19 protein-coding genes and 1 pseudogene (1 of these 20 only partly in view) are annotated in these 19,828 nt (G+C 65.5%); 14 read left to right on the top strand and 6 right to left on the bottom strand.

Annotated features, from left to right (window positions below; genetic code table 11):
* From hemC to M1L36_RS11695, 4 genes and pseudogenes are all read left to right on the top strand, one after another.
* Positions 1-941 (top strand): annotated as a pseudogene (gene hemC / locus M1L36_RS11710) (hydroxymethylbilane synthase); its annotated part reaches 220 nt to the left of the window's first position; the annotation flags it as partial.
* A gap of 472 nt (positions 942-1,413) precedes the next feature.
* Positions 1,414-2,220, top strand: coding sequence for a uroporphyrinogen-III C-methyltransferase (gene cobA / locus M1L36_RS11705; protein WP_250873913.1), 807 nt, complete (start codon positions 1,414-1,416; stop codon positions 2,218-2,220).
* The gene (locus tag M1L36_RS11700) at positions 2,217-2,999 is read left to right on the top strand and encodes a uroporphyrinogen-III synthase (RefSeq protein ID WP_369694225.1); all 783 of its coding nucleotides are present in this window, start codon (positions 2,217-2,219) and stop codon (positions 2,997-2,999) included. Before cobA ends, M1L36_RS11700 begins: the two co-directional genes overlap by 4 nt.
* Before the next feature lie 68 nt (positions 3,000-3,067).
* Complete coding sequence (locus tag M1L36_RS11695) at positions 3,068-3,481, top strand: universal stress protein (protein ID WP_250874059.1); 414 nt, start codon at positions 3,068-3,070, stop codon at positions 3,479-3,481.
* Positions 3,482-3,533: 52 nt separating this feature from the next.
* Here M1L36_RS11695 and M1L36_RS11690 read toward each other — a convergent pair whose 3' ends face one another.
* A complete protein-coding gene (locus tag M1L36_RS11690; protein WP_250873912.1) occupies positions 3,534-3,758 on the bottom strand; it encodes a hypothetical protein in 225 nt (74 codons plus the stop codon).
* Positions 3,759-3,826: 68 nt separating this feature from the next.
* Here M1L36_RS11690 and M1L36_RS11685 point away from each other — a divergent pair, with 68 nt between their 5' ends.
* Both M1L36_RS11685 and recJ read left to right on the top strand, forming a co-directional pair.
* The gene (locus M1L36_RS11685) at positions 3,827-4,261 is read left to right on the top strand and encodes a universal stress protein (RefSeq protein ID WP_250873911.1); all 435 of its coding nucleotides are present in this window, start codon (positions 3,827-3,829) and stop codon (positions 4,259-4,261) included.
* A gap of 51 nt (positions 4,262-4,312) precedes the next feature.
* Positions 4,313-5,782 (top strand): RecJ family nuclease, encoded by a 1,470-nt coding sequence (gene recJ / locus M1L36_RS11680; RefSeq protein WP_250873910.1) that lies wholly within the window; start codon positions 4,313-4,315, stop codon positions 5,780-5,782.
* Positions 5,783-6,100: 318 nt separating this feature from the next.
* On the opposite strand, the gene M1L36_RS11675 is transcribed toward recJ, so the two are convergent.
* Entirely contained in the window at positions 6,101-6,268 is a 168-nt protein-coding gene (locus M1L36_RS11675) for a hypothetical protein (protein WP_250873909.1), read from the bottom strand.
* Positions 6,269-6,326: 58 nt separating this feature from the next.
* Positions 6,327-6,605 carry a DUF8152 family protein gene (locus M1L36_RS11670; protein WP_250873908.1) on the bottom strand — a complete coding sequence of 93 codons (279 nt, stop codon included), beginning with the start codon at positions 6,603-6,605 and terminating at the stop codon, positions 6,327-6,329.
* A gap of 305 nt (positions 6,606-6,910) precedes the next feature.
* Here M1L36_RS11670 and M1L36_RS11665 point away from each other — a divergent pair, with 305 nt between their 5' ends.
* Positions 6,911-7,720: an undecaprenyl-diphosphate phosphatase gene (locus M1L36_RS11665; RefSeq protein ID WP_250873907.1), complete on the top strand. Its 810-nt coding sequence runs from the start codon at positions 6,911-6,913 to the stop codon at positions 7,718-7,720.
* A gap of 26 nt (positions 7,721-7,746) precedes the next feature.
* Here M1L36_RS11665 and M1L36_RS11660 read toward each other — a convergent pair whose 3' ends face one another.
* Positions 7,747-10,128 (bottom strand): STT3 domain-containing protein, encoded by a 2,382-nt coding sequence (locus M1L36_RS11660; protein ID WP_250873906.1) that lies wholly within the window; start codon positions 10,126-10,128, stop codon positions 7,747-7,749.
* Between the two features lie 236 nt (positions 10,129-10,364).
* Here M1L36_RS11660 and M1L36_RS11655 point away from each other — a divergent pair, with 236 nt between their 5' ends.
* The 4 genes from M1L36_RS11655 (at position 10,365) to M1L36_RS11640 (ending at position 15,857) form a co-directional block, all read left to right on the top strand.
* Positions 10,365-11,216, top strand: a complete 852-nt coding sequence (locus tag M1L36_RS11655) for a glycosyltransferase (protein WP_250873905.1) — start codon at positions 10,365-10,367, stop codon at positions 11,214-11,216.
* Positions 11,217-11,342: 126 nt separating this feature from the next.
* Positions 11,343-13,067: an O-antigen ligase family protein gene (locus M1L36_RS11650; protein WP_250873904.1), complete on the top strand. Its 1,725-nt coding sequence runs from the start codon at positions 11,343-11,345 to the stop codon at positions 13,065-13,067.
* Positions 13,068-13,315: 248 nt separating this feature from the next.
* Positions 13,316-14,383 carry a glycosyltransferase family 4 protein gene (locus M1L36_RS11645; protein WP_250873903.1) on the top strand — a complete coding sequence of 356 codons (1,068 nt, stop codon included), beginning with the start codon at positions 13,316-13,318 and terminating at the stop codon, positions 14,381-14,383.
* The gene (locus tag M1L36_RS11640; protein ID WP_250873902.1) at positions 14,376-15,857 is read left to right on the top strand and encodes a flippase; all 1,482 of its coding nucleotides are present in this window, start codon (positions 14,376-14,378) and stop codon (positions 15,855-15,857) included. Before M1L36_RS11645 ends, M1L36_RS11640 begins: the two co-directional genes overlap by 8 nt.
* Before the next feature lie 243 nt (positions 15,858-16,100).
* On the opposite strand, the gene M1L36_RS11635 is transcribed toward M1L36_RS11640, so the two are convergent.
* The gene (locus M1L36_RS11635; protein ID WP_250873901.1) at positions 16,101-17,504 is read right to left on the bottom strand and encodes a sugar transferase; all 1,404 of its coding nucleotides are present in this window, start codon (positions 17,502-17,504) and stop codon (positions 16,101-16,103) included.
* A gap of 107 nt (positions 17,505-17,611) precedes the next feature.
* Between M1L36_RS11635 and M1L36_RS11630 the strand changes: the two genes are divergently transcribed.
* Both M1L36_RS11630 and M1L36_RS11625 read left to right on the top strand, forming a co-directional pair.
* Positions 17,612-17,944 (top strand): DUF5783 family protein, encoded by a 333-nt coding sequence (locus tag M1L36_RS11630; protein WP_250873900.1) that lies wholly within the window; start codon positions 17,612-17,614, stop codon positions 17,942-17,944.
* Positions 17,945-17,986: 42 nt separating this feature from the next.
* Entirely contained in the window at positions 17,987-18,352 is a 366-nt protein-coding gene (locus M1L36_RS11625) for a NifU family protein (RefSeq protein ID WP_250873899.1), read from the top strand.
* A 218-nt stretch (positions 18,353-18,570) separates the two neighbouring features.
* Here M1L36_RS11625 and M1L36_RS11620 read toward each other — a convergent pair whose 3' ends face one another.
* A complete protein-coding gene (locus M1L36_RS11620) occupies positions 18,571-19,452 on the bottom strand; it encodes a ketopantoate reductase family protein (RefSeq protein WP_250873898.1) in 882 nt (293 codons plus the stop codon).
* Between the two features lie 210 nt (positions 19,453-19,662).
* Between M1L36_RS11620 and M1L36_RS11615 the strand changes: the two genes are divergently transcribed.
* Positions 19,663-19,821 (top strand): DUF7563 family protein, encoded by a 159-nt coding sequence (locus tag M1L36_RS11615; RefSeq protein ID WP_250873897.1) that lies wholly within the window; start codon positions 19,663-19,665, stop codon positions 19,819-19,821.
* The last annotated feature ends 7 nt before the right edge of the window (positions 19,822-19,828 follow it).

Here is a 19,828-nt window from a genome sequence, read left to right as displayed (position 1 = left end):
AGGGCGACGTCGACGCCGCCGTCCACTCGATGAAGGATATGCCCACCGAGATGCCCGACGACCTCGTCGTCGCGGGCGTCCCCGAGCGGGCGAGTCCGGCCGACGCCCTCGTCACCGTCGACGGCCGGTCGCTGGACGACCTGCCGAGCGGTGCGACGGTCGGCACCTCCAGCCTGCGCCGGAAGGCGCAGTTGCTCGCCGAGCGCCCTGACCTCGACGTCCAGCCGCTCCGCGGGAACGTCGACACGCGCGCCGAGAAACTGCTCGCGCCGGGTCTCCAGCGCGAACACGAACGTCGCCTCGACGCCGAGGAGGTCGACGGCGCGGACGACAGCGCCACCCAGGAGTCGTTCGAGCGGGACCTCGACTCGTGGTTCAACGAGTTGAGTGAACTCCAGCGACGCGCGCTCGAACGCGACGTCGACACCGAGTACGACGCCATCGTGCTCGCCGAGGCCGGACTGGAGCGGTCGGGGCTGGCGCACTCCCTGGAGTTCCGACGGCTCGAACCGTCGCAGTTCGTCCCCGCACCGGGTCAGGGTTCGCTCGCGGTCACCGCCCGCGACGGCCAGACCGCCGAGCGCATCCACTCGGCGCTCGACCACCCGCCGACGCGCGTGCGCTCGACCGTCGAACGCACCATCCTCGCCGAACTCGGCGGTGGCTGTGTCGCCCCCGTCGGCATCTACGCCCGCCTCCAGGGAGCACAGGTGAACGTCACCGTCCGCGTGCTCTCACAGGACGGCGACGAGGAGATACGCGAGAGCCGCGACCTGCCGGTCGACAGGCACCCCGAGGCCGCTCGCGAGTTCGCACAGCGACTCCGCGAGAAGGGCGCGGCAGACCTCATCGAGCGTGCCCGCCGCGAGGAGCAACCCGACCGCGGCGCGCGCGAGGACGAGGCAGAGGGGTCCGACGAGTCCACCGACGACGCCGACGAGTCCACGACTGAGACCACCGACACCGACGAACCGTCTACCGACGCCGACACCGACGAACCGACCGAGGAGCACGAGAAGTCACGTGACGGTGCGGCAGACGACCACGACGAGGACGACGCTACCGACGACGCGGCGGTGACCGACGGGAGCGAGGCGTCCGAACCCCCCGAAGCGTCCGACGAGGACGAAGCTCCAAGCGCCGGCGAGTCGGACGACGCGTCCGCCGTCGCACCCGAGGACGGGAGCGACGACGAGGCAGCCGTCTCGGACGGAACCGCGGCGGACGACGCCGACTCCCGGACCGACGACGCCGACGCCGGCACCGTCGACGAGGAGGACTCGGACGCGGATGTCTCGGAGGACGCGGATGCCTCGGAGGACGCGGACGACCCGGACGAGGGCGACGACTCCTCGGACGGTCACACGCCGAGCACGCCGTGGCCGACCGCCGGAAACAGCGAGGAGGAGTGAGATGTCCGGGTCCACCGACGCGACTGACGCGGACGACGCGGGCGTCGTCTACCTCGTCGGGAGCGGTCCCGGCGACCCGGACCTGCTGACCGTGAAGGCCCGCCGTCTGCTGGAGGACGCGGACGTCGTGCTCCACGACAAACTCCCCGGTCCCGAGATTCTGGGACTGATTCCCGAGGCCAAACGCGAGGACGTCGGCAAGCGCGCCGGCGGCGACCGGACGAGCCAGGAGTACACGAACGACCGCCTCGTCGAACTCGCCCGCGAGGGCAAGATCGTCGTCCGTCTGAAGGGCGGCGACCCGTTCGTCTTCGGGCGTGGCGGTGAGGAGGCCGAACACCTCGCGGCGCACGACGTCACGTTCGAAGTCGTCCCCGGTGTCACGAGTGCCGTCGCCGGCCCCGCCGTCGCGGGAATCCCCGTGACCCACCGCGACCACGCCTCCAGCGTGACGTTCGTGACGGGCCACGAGGACCCCACCAAGGAGGAGTCCGCCGTCGACTGGCACGCGCTCGCGGCGACGGGCGGGACGCTCGTCGTCCTGATGGGTGTCGGCAAACTCCCGGAGTACACCGCCGAACTGCGGGCGGCGGGGATGGCCGCCGACACGCCCGTCGCGCTGGTCGAACGCGCGACGTGGCCCGACCAGCGCGTGGCGACGGGGACGCTCGCGGACATCGTCGAGGTGCGAGACCGCGAGGACATCTCGCCGCCGGCCATCACCGTCGTCGGGGACGTCGCCGCGACTCGCGAGACGCTCGCCGCGTTCATGCGCAACGGGGTCGACGGCGAGGGGGGTGCGGAGTGACCGACGTCAGCGACGCCGTCGACACGGAGGCGGCCGCCAGCGACGCCGACGACCGGCCCGCAGTGGCCGTGTTCCGCCCCGCCGACGAGCGCCTCGACCGTGCGGTCGACCTGCTCGACTCGCTGGGCGTCCGGCCGGTGGGCGACCCGATGCTCGCCGTCGAGCCGACCGGCGCGACGCCGCGCGAGGACGCCGACTACGCCGTCCTCACGAGCAAGACGGGCGTCGAACTCGTCGCGGATGCGGGGTGGATCCCCGCGGGGACGACGCTGTGTGCCATCGGCGAGTCGACCGCCGACGCGATGCGCGACCACGGCTACGACGTCGACGTGGTGCCCGAGGAGTTCTCCTCGTCGGGGCTGGTCGCGACACTCGCCGACCGGGTTCCGGGCACGCGCGTCGAGGTGGCGCGCAGCGACCACGGCTCGGCGGTGCTCACCGACGGGCTGAACGACGCGGGGGCGTTCGTCCACGAGACGACGCTGTACCGCCTGACCCGCCCGCCCGAGGCCGGCGTCTCGGTCGACCTCGCGGCGGCCGGCGACCTCGACGCCGCGCTGTTCACCTCCTCGCTCACCGTCGAGCACTTCCTCGAAGCGGCGAGCGAACGCGGCGTCCGCGAGGCGGCGCTCGCCGGTCTCGACGACGCCGTCGTCGGCACCATCGGCGTACCGACGCGCGACACCGCCGAGGCCGCGGGGGTCTCGGTCGACGTCGTCCCGGGGACGGCCGACTTCGCGGTCCTGGCCCGGGACGTGGTCGACACGCTCTCGCGATAGTCCCGAATCCTTTCAATTCGACGACAGGATTTTCGTGGCGGACGCTGCACTCTCTCCCGGTGACTCGAATGTACGATGCGATACTCGTCCCGGTCGACGGGAGCGACGGCGGCAACCGGGCGGCCGAACACGCGCTTGAGCTGGCCGACCGGTACGACGCGGCGATTCACGCGCTGTACGTCGTCGACGTGAGCCGGTACGGCGAACCCGCGCTGAGCAGCGTGGAACTCGTCGTCGACGAACTCGAAGACCGGGGGCAGGAACTGCTCGCGACTCTCGCCGACCGCGCGGACAACGACGGCATCGAAGTCCGGACCCAGAGCTGTCACGGCGTCCCCCACGAGGAGATCGTCGCCTACGCCGAGGACCAGGACGTCGACCTCGTCGTGATGGGCTACCAGGGCTACTCCCACCGGAACAAGATCGGGAGCGTCGCCGAGCGCGTCACCCGGTCGGGGGTCCGGCCGGTGATGCTGGTCTGAGCGACGCCGACGCTCGCGCTCGGGACGGGTGTTCGGTCCGCGCTCCGCGCGTTCACTCGCCGTAGTCCCCGCCGTGCTCGAGCAGGAAGTCGGCGAGGCCGACGACGAACACCAGCGACAGCACCGCCGCGATGCCCGACACCCGCGGCCCCTCGCCACCGACGAGGAGCGCCCGGCGCGTGAGCAGGTCACCGCTCGGTCCGCTCACCGAACTGCTCACACCGCGACGTAGGTCGTGTCGGGAGGTCAGCAGTTCGTCGGTCGGTGGGTCTATCACATCCACTGGACACACCGGTGTTCCGACCGCTGCGAACCTATTCGTCGGCCGACAGCCTTCCGGTCCGCATGACGACGTCCGTCCTCGTCCCGATGACCTACGGCCCGCTGTCCGAGCACGCGCTGCGCCACGCGCTGGAGACGTACCCCGACAGCGAGGTGACGGTGTTGCACGTCGTCGACTTCCGGACCAGCGACCGCGGACCGGGTGGGTGGGGTGACGAACCCTCCGAGTGGAGCGACTGGCTCGAGGGGGCCCGCGACCACGCCGACGAACTGTTCGAGCACGCCCGCGAGGTGGCCGCAGAGTACGACCGCGAGGTGCGGACGGAGTCGACCGTGGGAGAGGACGCCCGGATGATCGTCGAGTACGCCGAGCGAGAGGACCCGGACGTAATCGTGATGGGGAGCCACGACCGGTCGGCTCCGGCCCGGTTCCTGCTCGGGAGCGTCGCCGACCACGTCGCCCGACGCTCGCCCGTCCCCGTACTGCTCGTCAAGTAGCTCCGCCGAGAGCCAGCAGTTTATACCGGAGAACGAACTAGTCGCTCGCAGATGAGTGCCCCCGTTCCGGACCTCGCCGACCACGCCGCCGCCTGTGCCGACCGGTTGCTCGCCGCCGAGGAGGTGCTGTTGGCCTCCCACATCGACGCCGACGGGTTGACGAGCGCGGCCGTCGCCGCGACGGGCCTCGAACGCGCGGGCATCGAGTTCGAGACGGTGTTCAAGAAACAGCTCGACGCTCACGAGATAGCCACCATCGCCGCCACCGACTACGACACCGTCCTGTTCACCGACTTCGGAAGCGGCCAACTCGACGACATCGCCCGTCACGAGCGGGAAGGCGACTTCACGCCCGTCATCGCCGACCACCACAAGCCGGCGGCCGTTCCCGACTCACAGTCGGGAAGCAGCCAGACGTCGTCTGGCCCGCCGGAGACCGAGTTCCACCTCAATCCGCTGTTGTTCGGCATCGACGGTGCGAGCGAACTGTCCGGTGCGGGCGCGGCGTACGTCCTCGCCCGCGAACTCGGGAAGGCGACGACCGACGACCCCGAGGCGAACACGGACCTCGCGGCGCTCGCCGTCGTCGGTGCGGTCGGGGACATGCAGGCCTCCGGCGGTGAACTCCACGGTGCGAACGCGGGTATCGTCGCCGAGGGCGTCGCGGCCGAGGTGCTCGGCGAGGCGACCGACCTCGCGCTGTACGGTCGTCAGACCCGCCCGCTGCCGAAACTGCTGGAGTACTCCAGCGACGTCTACATCCCCGGCATCTCGAACAGCCAGTCGGGTGCGGTCGGGTTCCTCTCGGACCTCGACGTCGACCTCAAGTCCGGGGGGGAGTGGCGAACGTGGGTCGACCTCACCGCCGACGAGCGCCAGACGGTCGCCAGCGCGCTCGTCCGCCGGGCCATCCAGCGCGGCGTGCCCGCACACAAGATCGACGGGCTGGTCGCCACGACCTACACGCTGCTCGACGAACCGGAGGGGACCGAGCTACGGGACGCCAGCGAGTTCTCGACGCTGCTCAACGCCACCGCCCGATACGAACGCGCGGACGTCGGCCTCGCGGTCTGTCTGGGCGACCGCGACGGCGCGCTCGACCGCGCTCGGGACCTGCTGACGAACCACCGCCGGAACCTCTCTGAGGGCCTGCGCTGGGTCCAGAACGAGGGGGTCACCCGCGAGGACCACGTCCAGTGGTTCGACGCGGGCACCCACATCAGAGAGACCATCGTCGGCATCGTCGCCGGGATGGCCGTCGGCAGCGACGGCGTCGACCGCGAAGTGCCCATCCTCGCGTTCGCCTCCAAGAACGACGAGGAGACGAAGGTGAGCGCCCGCGGCACCCACGCGCTCGTCCGCGCCGGTCTGGACCTCTCGGCGGTGATGGGCGAGGCGTCGGCGGCCGTCGGCGGCAAGGGCGGCGGCCACGACGTCGCCGCCGGCGCGACCATCCCGGCCGGGCAGGAGAGGGCGTTCGTCGAGTGTGCGGACGACATCGTCGGCGAACAGCTCGGATAGCGCCGTAGGCGGCTTCTCCGACCGTTCGACACGCTCGGCGGCTCTCGTCCGCATCTCGACAGTAAATCGTATGCTACGATACGAAACTGTCGTGGTGCCCTCCGCTCTCAGTGTGTCGTGGCCGGTGGGGCGGACGCACTTTCGAACTTCGCCGCCGTTCGCTCGGATAGCTGCAAAAGGAGTCGACTCCGACACACACGGGGCGCGGGGTGGGCGGATGGCGGTGTCCGGCGTCGTCGAGTCGGGGTGACGTCGAGACGGGACACCGTCCGGTCACGGGTGCGGTCGCGTCACGACGAGAAGTGGGTGGTCGGGTAACTACTCGACGACTTCGACGCGGTCGTCGTCGTCGAACGGTTCGTCGGTGTCGTCTTCCAGCAGCTGTGGTTTCCCGAAGGGGAGCGCGCCGAACAGCGCGTAGTGGACGACCGATGCGACGACGAACAGTCCGAGGAGACCGGTCAACAGCCGCGTTGCTTTCGCCATACCCGTCCCGAGGACCCGAGTCTGCAAGAAGGCGACGGCAGCGGTAACGTACCTCGGGTCACTCCTCGACGTCGTCCACGCCGGCCAGTCGCGTGGCGAGTCGCCGGGCCTCGCGAACGTGTTCGTCGGCAGTCTCGTCCCCGGTCGACTCGACGTTCGACAGCAGGTCGACGACGTGTCCCGCGCGCTCGCGTTCGACCGCCGGGTCGAGGTCGGACTCGGCGATGTCGCGTGCGAGTGCTTCTGCCTCCCCGAGCCACGCGTTCGTCCGGGAATCGACGGGACGCTCGCCGGTCGCGACGAGGTGGTCCGCCAGTCGGCGGGCGGTGTCCGGCATACTCGACCGCTCGTTCCGGCGGCCGGTCAACCTTGTGAAGCTGGTCCATGTCGCGGACCCTCTCTCGGCCACCTCTCGGACGATCGCTCCGTGCTTCACTGGGCCGTGACGAACGCCCGACGCCGCGATTTCGTATAGCAGATTGGGGTTTATCGCCCTCCGTCGCGACCGACCGTCGAGGACCGGGTGTTCGGTTGGGGCCTCATGAGGAAGTGGACGACGGGTGTCTCGCTGTCGGTCGAGTCTTCCGGTCGTCCCGAGGGCGAATAACAACCCCTTTACTCGGCGCTCCGACTCGGTGTGGTATGGACCGGCCCCTCCTCGTCGCGCTCCTCGCCGGCGTCCTCCAGGGCATCTTCGAGTGGCTCCCGATATCGAGTGAGGGGAACCTCGCCGTCGTCCTCACGGCGCTCGGCCAACCAGTCGAGTCGGCGGTCGCCTTCGGCCTCTTCTTGCACCTGGGGACGGCGTTCTCGGCCGCGGTGTACTACCACGACGAGGTCGCCGACCTGCTCGCTCGCCTGCCGCGGTGGCATCCACGGCGGGCGTTCGAGGGCGAACAGGCACCCGTGACGTTCCTCGCCATCGGGACGCTCGTCTCGGGGGTCGTCGGCCTCGCGGCCTACGCGACGTTGGACGAGGTGGTGAACGAACTGACCGGGGGGACGGTGGTCGTGCTCATCGGCGTGTTGCTCGTCGCGACCGGGTTGTTCCAGAAGCTCACGGCCGGACGGGAGAGCGCCGAGACCGAACCGGACGCGGTCGACGCCGTCCTCGTCGGCGCGGCACAGGGCGTCGCCATCCTCCCGGGGATCTCCCGCTCGGGGATGACGACCGGGACGCTCCTCCTCCGGGGGTACGACGGCTCCTCGGCGTTCCGCTTCTCGTTTCTCCTCTCCATCCCGGCGGCGCTCGGCGGCGCGACCATCGCCTACCTCGACACCGGACTCGGGGACGTGACGACCCAGCAGGCCGGCGTCGCACTGCTCACGGCGTTCGTCGTGGGATACGTGACCATCGACGCGCTCCTCCGGGTCGTCGAGCGGGTTTCGTTCTGGGCGGTCTGTCTCGGTCTCGGTGCGGTCGCGATGCTCGGCGGACTGTTGGTCGTCTGAACGCACTCGAACGGTGGCGTCGTCGGTCAGGCTTCCGTCGAAACCGTCGTCCCGTTCAGGACCGCCCGCTCCTCGACCGTCACTCGCGACTCGGTGCCGGGCACGGCGTACGCGCCGGGGTAGGCGACCCGGACGCTGTACTGCCCGTCGGCGTCGGCGGTCGTCTGTCGCGTGTAGGCGAACGACGTCCCGTCGACCTCGACGCGCGTCTCGACGGTCACCGTCGAGGACGGGTCGGCGCTGCCTCGCACGACCGCACCGGGGACCAGGTGGAACGCCTTGTAGCGCCCGTCGTCGACCGTCGCGACCAGTCGGTAGTGGCCCAGTCCCGGGTCGTCGCCGTCCCGGCTGCCGTAGTCGTCGTGGAGTCGGGTCCCGATGTCGGGCGTGGCGTCGCCGTTCGCGTTCGTCACCGTCAGGCCGCTGCCCGCCGCGGCGTCCGTCGTGACGACGAACCCGCGCCGGTTCAGGCGCTCGTACCAGCCCTCGCCGTCGGTCCCCGAGAGGAACGACCGGTAGTGGCGCTCGGCGAAGCTGTAGGAGAACGACTCGCCGCTGACGAAGTAGTTGTACACCCGGTTGTCCCCCCAGTTGCTCAGCACGTAGTTCTCGGGGTAGGTCAGACCCGTCTTCTCGCTGTACGCGCTCATCTCCGCGGCGGTCTCGTACTCGCCGGCGTCGGTCGTGACCAGGTTGGTCTTCAGCGGCACCTGGACGACGCTCAACCCGGCGAGGAGGACGAACAGCACGACGAGCGCCTGGACGGTCGACCGGTCGGGGAGCGAGAGCGTCGGCGCGGTGCCGCCGGCGAACGGCGCCGGGGGAGCGACGACGTCGGCCCACCCGGCGACGTGGACGAACGCGAGGCCGGCGAAGACGGCGACGACCGGCGACAGCTGCCCGACGAACCGGACCTGGACGGCCGCGAGCACGAGGAAGTACGTCCCGTAGACGCCGAGCGGGAGCCACCGGGCGTCCGTACGAGCGCGGTGGAGACTCCAGCCGAGGTACGGGAGCGCAATCAGGAGCAGGAGTCCGAACAGCAGGAGCCAGCCGAGCGACCCGCTGAACAGGCTCTGAACCTCCGCGATGGCGCGGTCGGCGAACAGGCGGTCGGTGGCCGCGGTGGTGAACTCCGTCCAGAACTGTGGAGCGAGCATCCGGAGTGCGACCACTGCAGCTACACCCCCGACGAGTTCGATGGCCGCGAGCGCCCACGCCGGGAGGCCGGTCCGGTAGGCGGCCTCCCCGAGCACCAGCACGCCGACCCCGCCGACGGCGACCAGCGCCGGCGCGGCGGCGACGAGCGTCGTGTGCCAGCCGAGCGTGCTGTGGACGAGCCAGGTCAGGGCGGCCGCGATGCCCACGCCGAGCACGACCGGGCCGCCCGTGTGAAGCGGCGACTCCTCCTCGGCGACCGCTCTGAGGGCGTCGACCGCGAGGTAGAGTCCGAGCGGCACCACGAGCAGCGGGCCGGCCTCCCACGCCAGTACCTGGCCGGTCACGCCGAGTGCGACCGTCGCGACACCGACGCCCGAGAGGCCGAGTCGCGGTCGTGAACGCGCCTGCGAGCGCCGCGCGGCGACGGTCACGGCCACGACGCCCAGCAGCGTGAGCGCCAGCCAGACGTAGTCGAAGGCGTGGTGGTCGGCGAAGCCCATGCTCGTCCGCATCGCGTGGCCGGGCAGGACGGCGAGCATCAGCACCGACGCGAGACCCACCCGCCGGTCGTCGGTGACGAGGGTGGCGACACCGTAGACGAGCAGGCCGGTCGTCGCGGCCGCGACGGGTGGGTACCACGCGAGCACGCCGCCGACGGCGTCGAGACCGCCGAACAGGAGTGCGACGAGCCAGAGGCTCACGACCGTGAGGGGTTCGCCCTTCGCGGCCGCGCCCGGGAGGTTCGAGGGTGTCACCTGCGGGTCGGTGACCAACTGCTCGACGAGGAACCGGTAGTAGTACGGGTCGTTCCCGGAGAGGACGACGTGACCGTCTCGAAAGACGGCGGGCCACGAGGTGAGGCGGAAGGCGACGACGAGGAGGAGCCCCGCGAGGAGTCCGAGAGCGGTGAGTTTGTCGCTCCGGTCGAAGTCGGAGAAGCTCGGGAGCGAGGGTGTCGAACGACTGGCGTTCGAGGTGACCCCTCCGGTGGCCGTCGTCTCGCGCTCGGTGTCGCCGGTTCGTGCGGCTTCGAGTCCCTGCCGGACAGCACCGCGGTCGGCGACGCGGTACTCACCCTCCGACGTCTTCTCGACGACGCCCTGGGAGACGAGTTCCCCGAACCGCCCCGAGTCGACCGACAGGTCCGCGAAGGCGAACGGCTCGTCGGCCGCGAGCACGGCCTCGACCGCCGGGACCAGTTCGGGCCGGTCTGCGAGGAGGGCGTGGACGTCGCCGGCTGTAACCATATCCTCTCACGAGGGAGTCGAGCAAAGAAGGCGTCGCATCGGGGCAGGTGGTCCTCGTGTGAATTCGGCGATTGTACGTGTGCTACTTATCTCCTCACTGCCCTGCTAAACACAACGCTCGTTTCGTCCATGGCACTGGCTACCCTTCTCGAACTGTGACCTGGGGTTGCGTGCTATCGCAACTATGATACAGTGCCCTAAGCTGGTATCTGATAGTCGAACTTGAGTGGTCCACATTGGTAGATTCTCCATCACGCTCTTCTCCTACAAACGTTCCTGAATTTTCGGTTTTACTCCCCATCTATCAGGGCGACGACCCCCGAGAACTGGAGGTCGCAATCGAAAGCATTCTGTCACAATCTCACCCTCCGGACGAAATTCTAATCGTTCAGGACGGGCCTCTGACACTCCGTCTGAACGAACTCGTTCAACGGAAGTGTTCTGCATCATCAGTGGTGGAGACACACGCAATCGAGCGGAACCAAGGTCTGGGTAACGCTCTCCGTGTCGGTGTCGAGAGGTGCTCTCACGACGTCATCGCTCGAATGGACGCTGATGATATCTCGGTTCCGTCGCGGTTCGAGCGACAACTCGGATACCTCCAAGAAAATCCCTCCGTCGATATCATCGGGGGCTACCTCGAGGAGTTCCAATCGTCGCCTGACGACCCAGTCGCAAGACGCGAGGTGCCGACTGACCACGACGCTATCGTGAAGCGGGCGAAGTTCCGTAGTCCAATGAACCACGGTACGGTCATGTTCCGGAGAGAGGCCGTGCTCCGTGCAGGGAACTACCGAGCTACCGACCCGATGGAAGATTACGACCTTTGGGTCCGAATGTTGCTCTCTGGGGCCACGTTCGGAAATATCCCAGAAATACTGCTAAAGGCCCGAGCCGGCGAGAAGTTGTACGAACGGAGAGGGGGTTGGAAGTACGCCAAAGACGAGGCTCGGTTGCTGGTTTCATTTTACAAACGGGGGTTCACACCCCTCCACGTGCTAATCTTTAATCTACTCACCCGTACGCCGCTGCGACTATTCCCCAATCGACTTCGCGGAACGATCTACGAGTTGTTCGCTAGAGTGTGATGGCCCTGCTACACAGGATTCGAACAGTTTCCTAGTTCAGCGACCGTTCCAACTGCCCGACACGAACCGCTCTACTTCCCATAGAACACGAAAGTACTATGGCTGGACATTGCCGACAATCTCGTCATGAGTTTTAGCGGGGTAATCTCCCGTCTCCGAATCGATACCGAACCTCCTGACAGCCGTTCGTTTATCGTCTCCGGAGGTGTCCTCACTCTACTCTTGTTCGTTCTGTCGCCAGTTCTGACCACAGCATTTCGGACTTTTCTGCCGCCGCTGCCCGAGAAAGAGTACGTCGCGATTGCGATCTGTGGCCTCGTCTACGGTGGCTACATCCTGTATTCCGAGGACCTTCTCGCGGGTTTCGTCGCGTCACTCCTGATTCTGATCACGGTTCGGATTGCTATACCCGCAGGTCCGAGCCGAGACATCATTGCTGGAATCGGCCCACAGATATGGATTTTCTACGCTCCTCTCGCGTGCATCGTGTTGTACTACTTTTCGCGTGGGACGGTGCCGACAGTGTCACTCGCTCACTACCTGTTCGCCGGATTCGTTGGCTGGAGTCTCCTCGCCGCTGTCGTTGGGAATGGTCCGCGACCCGATATGGCGTACTACTTCACGCTGTACGTGTTCCAAATCGGTCTCATCTTCCTGATTTCGACCTGGCTCGTCGCGGACGGAATCGTCGAGCTTCGGCACGCCACCCTCCTGATCGTCGTCGCCGTTCTCGCACATTCCATCGTCGGACTGTTGCAGTTCGTCAATGGAGGTCCTCTCGGATTTCCACACCACGGCGAAGCCGCCCGCACCGCCTCGGAGTATCTGACTCTGGGTCCGCTCGGTAGCTTCCCGATTGGTCCCCACATCAACGGTTTTGCGTTCGGAGGCCCGATTGCCGTCCTGATTACCTTGGCTGTCCCGGTGGGGGTCGCCTACGCGTTCCGCGAACAGGGCAAGAAACGACTGCTTTGGACTCTCGCAGTCCTGATGATGGTGTTCGTTCAGCGTACAACTGCGTGGGACGCTGGGCGAGGTGGTATCGTCGTTGCGCTCGTTTGCTTTGCGGCTCTGGGGCTGTGGACGTTCCGGAAGGAAATCCGAAACCCGTTCTCGAATTCCTCCGGAAACCTACTTGTGACGCTCCTCGGCGGCGTTCTAGCCATCGTCTTTCTCCTGCTTCCGGGGACCAGTTCTGGGACGGCCGCGCTGCCGAACCTCAGTGAAAGAGGGGAGACGGGGTCAACCGAGACTCCGTCTCCTTCTACTCCATCTACAGACGTTTCTCCCGAGGGGACCCGTTTGGCAGAAACTCCGTCCGATGTGGGGACTCAGCCGACGGGAACCCAGACGACAGCTACACCATCGAGTACAGAGGCTCAGCCAGTCGAATCGGGTGGAAACCCGTCCCCTACTGGGTCGTTCGATATTCCGTTTTTCGACACGTCCAATCTAGGTATCCGGTTGCAGATGTACGTCGAGTCGCTCGGATTGACCGTTGAGCATCCAGTCTTTGGCATCGGTGGAGCGAACTTCCCATCCGCGGCTGTCCAGACTAGTCTAGACCGTTCGTACTGGCTCCACAATATGTTCTTACAGGTTCTCGTTGGGACGGGTATCCCTGGATTTTTGTTGTACTGTGCAAGTCTCGGACTGTCGATTTTCTCCGGCCTTCGGGTGCTCGTATTGTCCCGATCTGATACCCTTGTCGTCATCGGAGTGCTGTCCGGACTCGTTGGTGCGATTGCACAGTTGAACCTGAACCCGTTGTTCAACAAGCCAACCGCTATTCTTCCCTTCTGGGCTCTGTGTGGTATGTTGGTGGGTGAACACTACCGGCTCACCCACTGACTCGTTCCGGCCGTCTCCCCTCGGACTTCACTCGGAACACACCGAACGGAACGTAGCGGCTACTCGCTGCCGTTGTGCCCCTCGCCTTCAGTCAGCTCTGGGTTACTCTTGAAGTCAAAGCGCGCTGAGTTAGGACGATTCCAAACGGTTATCAACTGCACTCACTTGCTTGACGACAACCTCTTCAGAAGACGACCAATTCGCCGCCCCGTTCTTAATCAGTTCATGACTCTTGACAGGATACCCTGATGCCAACCCCTTCCAACCCGTTGAGTGTCTTCGTCGTCTCGACAAGCGACCGAGGGGAGAAGATCACTCGTCCACTCGCGGAAGCAGGCGTTCCAACAACGTCGTTTACCATCACTGCCGTTGGGCAGGTTCCGGACCTCATCAGAGCGATTGGCTCCGAAGACCCGACTGTAGTCATCGTCGATTCACTCTCCTTCGCTGGTTTCGCCGTTGCGGTGTCGAGAGTTCTGTTCTCGATTCCGTATGTAGTTCGAATTCGGGGCGATGCGATGACCGAGCATCGCAGTACGTTCCGGAGGCATCTGGCGACGGGCACCTACACGCAGGCTGTCAAACAGATACCACGCTACGTCGCCACGATGACTTCCCTCAAGGCGACACGAAACCACCTGTTCGTTTCGGAGTATCTACAAGACCTATACCCGAGTGATGACGAACGCGGGGTCGTGGTGAATACTCCCTGTTTTATGCTTGACAGTGAGTGTGACGAGAATCCGCAGACATCGCTTGACCTCCCCGAAGGGCAAAAAGTCATCCTCGCTGTTGCAAATATGCAGTATCAAAAGAAGACGCGAGGCTTGATGCAGTCTCTCGGACCTCTGTCCACTGTTCTCGAGAAGAACTCTGATACGACACTGCTCATCGCCGGCCAAGGTCCGTATCAGTACCGCGTTGAGGAGCGTGCCGAGGCGCTCCCCGGAGACATTCGAGTCCTTGGATACGTCTCCGAAATCGAATCGCTATACAACCGTGCGGACATCTTCGTCCACTTCTCGCTCCTTGATGGATACCCGTCGACCGTGTTGGAGGCCTACGCGTCGCGAACACCAGTCGTTGCGAACGACGCCGTCGGCATGCGTGAACAGATTGTGGACGGAGAGACGGGATATCTCGTCGATCTGGACAAGCCAGAAGAACTCGAACGTTGTATCGGGGAACTCCTCGATTCACCGAAAGAGAGAGAACGACTCGGAGAACAGGGATACCAGTACGTTAAGTCCAACAACGACTCGGAAGTGATCGGCTCACAGTTCGAATCGTACCTGACCACCTTCTTCGATGAGTGAGGACACGTCTGGTCTCAAATCGATCTTCACTGGTGGATGGGTACTGTTCGCTGGACTCTCCATTGAACTACTCATCTCCCTCGTCGGGAAGATAATTATCGCCCGGTATCTGGGCAAGGTCGACTATGGTGGTGTCGCTCTCGGAGTGACGATACTCGCGATGACTACAACCGTTGTGTTAGCCGGTGTTCATACTGGTGTCGGCCGGTTTCTTCCGCGACTCGACCGAGAAGGAGAGAAACACGGACTCTTATGGGGAGCGATAGGAATCGTGGGAATGCTCTCGCTCGTGGCGACGGCGGTTCTCGTCGCCTCGGCTGACTGGTTAGCCACTGTGGCGTTCGATACCCCTCAGCTGTCCGCAGTGATCACCGTACTCGCGGTCTCTGTTCCGGCGGCGGCGATGATGCGCCTCGCAATTGGGGTCAGTCAGGGGTACCAGCGCTCACTCCCAAAGGTGTTCATCCGAAACCTCACGTACCCTATCTCCAGAATCGTGGGTATCGGCTGTGTAGTCCTCATCGGAGCAGGCTCACTCGGTGTGGCTGGTGCCTACGTCTGTGCGTACGTGATTGCAGCAGTGGTGGGGTTGGCATACGTGTACAGGTGGACGGACTTCGATCTCTCCGTTCCAGAGGAGACTCACATACGAGAACTACTCTCGTTCTCCGCCCCCCTGTTTCTAACCGGGGCACTCAGTCTCGTACTCTCCGATGTCGATACGCTGATGCTCGGTCTCTTCTCGACCCAGGCTGATGTCGGCGTCTACAACGTCGTGTATCCAACCGCGATACTCCTCTTGGCTTTCCTCCGGTCCTTCCGCTTCATCTACATGCCACGCATTTCTGAATTGGACAAAGCCGAGCAGGTGGACCGAATTCATCAGAACTACCAATTGGTCACGAAGTGGCTGTTCCTGACTACGACACCGATTCTAGTCGGATTCGTCGTCTACTCCGAAGATATCATCGGACTGTTGTACGGCCCTGAATACGTCTCCGGAGGTTTGGCACTGAGTCTTCTGGCAGTTGGGTTCTATATCCACTCGGTCGTTGGGCTGAATGGGACAACACTGACGTCGCTCGGGCGGACTCGGGTGATTCTCTACATCAACGTACTCGCTGCAGCCGTCAACGTCGTTCTGAACCTACTTCTAATTCCAGAGTTTTCCCTGGTAGGTGCTGCGGTCGCGACCACCGTCTCGTATGTCTTCATCAACGCCCTCTACTCGTTGGTTCTCTACCGTGCCACTCGAATCGTTCCCGTTCGAACACCACTTCTAGCGTTTTCTGCTACCACGTTTGGACTCGCCACCCTCCTCCACTATCTCGCAACTTCGATGGAGGGAACCGCTTCATATCTGCTCTATTTGGTGTTCCTATCCGCTTATCTCCTCACGTATATTCGAATCGTCGGTGTAGAGGACGAAGAGCGGAGAATCTTTCGAGGGACTATCAGCCAAGCAATCGACTGATTTTGTCCTGAAGTTGTTTTCGCCCATGGTTGGCCGCACAGAGAGACAAGTCACGGTCGTCTTCTGGCTCAAATCGGCCCCATCGTGACTGCGCTCGTTCCGAGAGATATCCTCACGATACCGCTCATCTCATCCTCCGATGCGATCTACTGCTCTCTGTGATTGACACCACGAAGATGCTGCTATCTGGGGATGATTTACCCTCTGTGGAGTTGCGGTCCGTCGTGTGTTGTTACCTGTGACTCAGCGCCGAGAAGAAGTCATCCCCCACATGTCGACTCCGACTGCCCAAACCTGCCGAGCGATAATCTTCAGATCGAACCAGAACGACTGCTCGGCGACGTACCGCATATCGTGGTAGTGCTTGGCCGTCGGGTCCGTGCTCTTCGCTTGGTTGATCTGCGCCAACCCGGTCAGCCCCGGTTTGATGAACCAGCGTTTGCGCCAGGTGTCGGACTCCGCTTCGAGGTGGCCTTCCTCGGCCGTCCACACCGCTCGGGGGCCGACGACGCTCATCTCACCCTTCAGGATCGACCAGAGCTGTGGAACCTCGTCGAGGTGCGTCTGCCGCAACCACTTGCCGACACGGGTGATACGGTCGTTGTCGGCGTCCTCGACGGGGACGTCCGACGCTCCTTCCGGGGTCATCGTCCGGAACTTGTAGACGTCGAACACCTCCCCGAACACGGCCGTCCGGTCCTGTCTGTAGAGCACCGGCCCGCCGTCGTCGAGTTTGATGGCGAGCGAGATCAGGACGATGACCGGTGCGAGCAGCGCCAGGCCGACCGTCGCGAACACGACGTCGAACGCGCGTTTCAGCAGGTAGTCCTCGACGTCCCACGGCTCGATCTCGACGTCGACGAGCGTGCCGGCCGCCGCATCCTCGGTCAGCACCGAGTCGGCGTGTTCGCGGTGGACCTTCGCGTCGACGCCGTGTTCGAAACAGGCGTCGAGCGCGCCGAAGAACTCCGCGCGGTCGGCCTGTTCGAACGCCAACACCGCGGTGTCGACGTCGTAGGACACCAGCACGTCCTCGATGCGCGAGAGGCCGCCGAGGCGTTCCAGACCGTCCGCCGAGACCCCGCCGTCCGACAACGCGCGCACGGACTCGCCTTCGGCGCGGAACCGGCTTGACGGACAGAGGTAACCCAGCAGGGGGACCTCGGTGTCCTCGATGTCCCGCTCGATCTGTCGGGGGTCGTCGCCGACGACGATGGCCCGGTTGGTCTCGCGGGCGGGGCGGCGGCGGATCCAGACGAACCACATCGGGAGTGCGACGCCTAGAATCGGGACGACGACGAGGAGGGTGAACCGCGGGAGGCGGTAGGTGTAGTCGAAGTAGCCGATGGTCGCGAGGACGAGGCCGGCGAGCACGACCCGCTCGATGCACTGGACGAGCACGTCCAGGATGCGCCGCGGTTGGGGGCGGTACAGCGGGACGAACGCCACGGTGAACACGACCAGCGTGACGAGCAGTTCGATGAGGAACTCGGCGCTCCCCGGTGGGTCGGGCGAGAGCCGTTGGAGGACGGGGATGGAGGTGGCGAACGACTGAACGGCGGGGTTGTTGACCAGCACGACCGTCAGGGCCGTGAGGGCGAAGACGCCACCGAAGCCCATCAGTCGGTGGCGCACCGAATCAGTCATCACGCGTTCTGACTTTTCGACGAAAGTAAGCGTTCGGAATCTGCGCCGTTCGCCGGGCCGTCGCGTCCGACCGTCCGGCTTTTACCTCCCGCCGCTGACTCGCGAGTATGACCGACTTCGACCCCGAGACCTTCGAGGAGGAGAAGTACGTCGAGCACTTCACCGCGCTCCAGCAGGCGTACAAGCGCGCGTTCGACGTGATGAACGCCGAGTACGACTCGGGGCTGATCCACGGCATCGACCAGATGGTGCTCAACGAGAGCGAGCCGTTCTACGAGGGCGGCGAGTTCCGCATCGAACTCCCCGAAGCGCCCTACGAGCGACTGCAGGGCGTCGTCGTCGAGCGCGAGCGGTTCGACGCCGTCCTCGAACGCTACGTCGAGGAACTGCGACGTCAGCTTCGCCGGGAGTTCGACGTCGCCGAGCCGGTCGGCGAGTGAGTACACACAACATCTAAGCGTCCTCGTCCGCTATCCCCGTCCATGAGCACCGAAGCACGTTCGGAGGACGAACTCCGCGAGGACGTGACCAACTTCCTCCGCCGCAACTTCCCGCAGATTCAGATGCACGGCGGGAGCGCCGCCATCACCAACCTCGACATGGACGAGGGGTCGGTGTCGCTGCGCCTCGGCGGTGCCTGCTCGGGCTGTGGCATCTCGCCGATGACCATCCAGGCCATCAAGTCCCGCATGACCAAGGAGATTCCCGAAATCTCGCAGGTCCATGCCGACACCGGCATGGCCGGCGGCCACGGCGGCGGCGACGGCATGTCCCCGTCGTTCCCCGGCGAGTCCCGCGGCGGCAGCGTCGACAGCGACGACGACGAAGGTCCGGCCGCGCCGTTCTAAACCACCTTTTATCACGCGCCGGGGTCGCGAAGCGACCTCGGCAGTGTAAAATCTGGACCAAAATCCTCCTCACTCACTCCGCCACGGCAAGCCGCGGCTCCGTTCCCTCGTCGGTCCGCTCGCTCCCGCTGGTCGCTCGCGGTACGGCCGACGAGCCAACCATCCCGCTACGAACCGCACAGCGCCGACAGCGCCGCCACCGTCCCTCCCGCCCCTCGCTACTCCCGCAACCCCCGTTCGCGCTCCCACGCTCGGAGCAGCGCGGTGAGCGTCCGGTTGACGGGTGCGTCCGGCCCCGAGACGACGCCGTTGATGCTGTCGACTTCGGTCCGGCGGGCCTTCTCGACGTCCTGGAGCATCGACGAGCGGTTGTCGGCGGTGGCGCGGGCGACCCGCTCGACGGCGTTGACGGCCGCGTCGTCGGTGAGGTCGACACCGTCGGCGCGGGCGGCGGCGGCCACCTCGCAGGCTGCCGTCCGGGTCAGGTCGGCGACGTCGCCGTCCAGTAACGAGCCGTTCTGGATACGGGCGAGTGCGGTCGGGGCGTTGATGCCGGCGTTGACGGCGAGTTTCTCCCAGAGGCGACGGGGCATGTCGTCGGCGACGGTCGTCGCGACGTCGGCCTCGGTGAACGCCGCGCCGACGCGGTCGGCGAGCGTCGAGGCCCCACCCTCCCGAGCGCCGAGGACGACCTCTCCGACGCCCGTGCAGGCCACCTCGCCGGGGCCGACGAGGCGCGCGCCGTAGGTGCAGGTGCCGGCGAGCGCGGGTGCGTCGAGTGCCTCCGCGAGGCGGCGTTCGTTGCCCAGCCCGTTCTGGAGCGAGAGCGTCGCGTCGAGGTCGGTGTCGGCGAGCGCGCTCGCGGCGGCGGCGGTGTCGTAGGCCTTGACGGTGACGAGCGCGAGGTCGGCGCTCGCGGGGGCGTCGGTCCGGGCGTCGGGGAACACCGTCGCCTCGACGGCACCCGTGACGCGAAGCCCCTCGCGTCGGACTCGCTCGACGTGCCGGTGGCGACCGACGAGCGTCACGTCGTGAGCGCGTGCGAGCAACCCACCAAGCAGGCTCCCGAGACTCCCGGCCCCGAACACGACCACGTCCATACGCCGGGTCCGACCAGCGCGCTACTCAGTGTTCCGCCCGCTACTCGAGCCGTGCCACACGCTACCGAAACACACGATTATTTCGTGGCGATTGGATGAAATAACCACTCCGTGTGACTGGTGAAAATGCCGAACAGTCCCGTCTGGGGGCCTGTCAGCGTTGCTGGGACAGCCACCATTATAGTCTATGAAAGTGTAGCGTTACAGTGTATGCCTGAATGCCAGAACTGCGGTTCCTTCGTCACGGTGGCGTACGCACGGGTCTTCACGCCGGACGGCATCGAGAGCCCCCGAGTCTGTCCGAACTGCGAGGACAAGATACGTGACGGTGCGAGCGTCCGCGAGGCACGCTCGACGCGTCGAATCTGAACGAGAG

The organism is Halomarina rubra (genome assembly GCF_023699475.1).
Taxonomy (GTDB): domain Archaea; phylum Halobacteriota; class Halobacteria; order Halobacteriales; family Haloarculaceae; genus Halomarina; species Halomarina rubra.
The sequence above is the reverse complement of the archived record's forward strand: the minus strand, read 5'-3'. Positions and strand labels throughout refer to the sequence as shown.